Raw genomic sequence first — 1,348 nt, forward strand, 5'->3', positions numbered from 1 at the left:
TTCCTCGTCCGCCCCGTCCGCCCCGTCCGCGTACGACCCCGACGAGAGGTCGAAGACGGCCTGAGTGGTCCCGGTACCCCCCGCGGCCGACCCGCCTTTCGCCTCGATCGCCTTCTCCTCACGGAGGCGGTTGAGCACGTCGCCCGCGCGGGCGACGACCGGCTCCGGCACACCAGCGAGGTCCGCGACGTGGACGCCGTAGGACCGGTCCGTGGGCCCCTCCCGGACCGTTCGGAGAAAGGTCACGTCGCCGCCCCGCTCGTCGACCGCGACGTGAACGTTCTCCACGCGTGGGAGGTGGTCGGCGAGCGTCGTCAGCTCATGGTAGTGCGTCGCGAAGAGGGTTCGTGCGCGTACCTCGTTGTGGAGGTACTCCGTCGCCGCCCACGCGAGGGAGATGCCGTCGTAGGTAGCCGTCCCGCGACCCACCTCGTCCAGGATCACGAGCGACTCCTCGGTGGCGGAGTGGAGGATGTTCGACAGCTCCTGCATCTCCACCATGAACGTCGACCGACCCTGTGCGAGCTCGTCGAGCGCCCCGACTCGGGTGTAGATCCCGTCGACGACGCCGACCTCCGCGGAGCGGGCGGGAACGAACGAACCCGCCTGTGCGAGCAGTTGGATCAGCGCCGCCTGTCGCATGTACGTCGACTTCCCGCTCATGTTCGGGCCGGTGACGATCAGGAAGCCGCGCTCCTCGTCCAGCCGGAGGTCGTTGGGGACGAAGTCGGTCGTCCGCTCGACGACCGGGTGTCGTCCGGCCTCGATCGAGAGCGTCCCGGGCTCCGCGAGCGTCGGACGGGTCCAGTCGTTGCCGGCGGCATGAGTCGCGAGCGACGCCAGCGCGTCGATCTCGGCGAACGCCCGTCCGACGTCCTGGAGGAGTTCGGCCGTGGCGGCGACCGTCTCCCGGAGCTCCTCGAACAGCTCGTACTCCAGGTCGCCGCGGGCCTCCTCGATCCGAAGGATCTCGCGTCCCCGCTCGGCGAGCTCGTCGGTGACGAACCGCTTGGAGTTCTTCAGCGTCTTGATCTCGCGGTACTGCTCCGGCACCTGGTCGGCGACGGACTTCCCGACCTGGATGTAGTAGCCGTCGGTCTTGTTCCGGTCGACCGTGACGTGTGAGAGCCCGTGTCGGCGCTTCTCGCGCTCAGCGAGGGAGTCGATCCACTCGATCGCCGTCTCGTGGCGTTCGATCAGGTCGTCGAGCTCCGGATCGTACCCACGGCGGAGGATCCCGCCCTCGGTTTTCGTGTTCGGCGGGTCGTCGTCGAGCGCCGCGGCGAGCTCGTCGTGGAGGTCGCGAGCGCGGTCGCGGTCGGGGCGGTGGAGCGTCTCGGCGACCGGC

General features: G+C 69.5%; 1 protein-coding gene. It reads right to left on the reverse strand.

Annotation, left to right across the window (positions count from 1 at the left end; translation table 11 throughout):
• The coding region (mutS, locus tag ACFQEU_RS15960; protein WP_379783767.1) for a DNA mismatch repair protein MutS at positions 1-1,348 on the reverse strand (1,348 nt) is incomplete at both ends.

The sequence above is a fragment of the Halorubrum tibetense genome, from assembly GCF_042661865.1.
In the GTDB taxonomy this organism is placed as follows: Archaea; Halobacteriota; Halobacteria; order Halobacteriales; family Haloferacaceae; genus Halorubrum; species Halorubrum tibetense.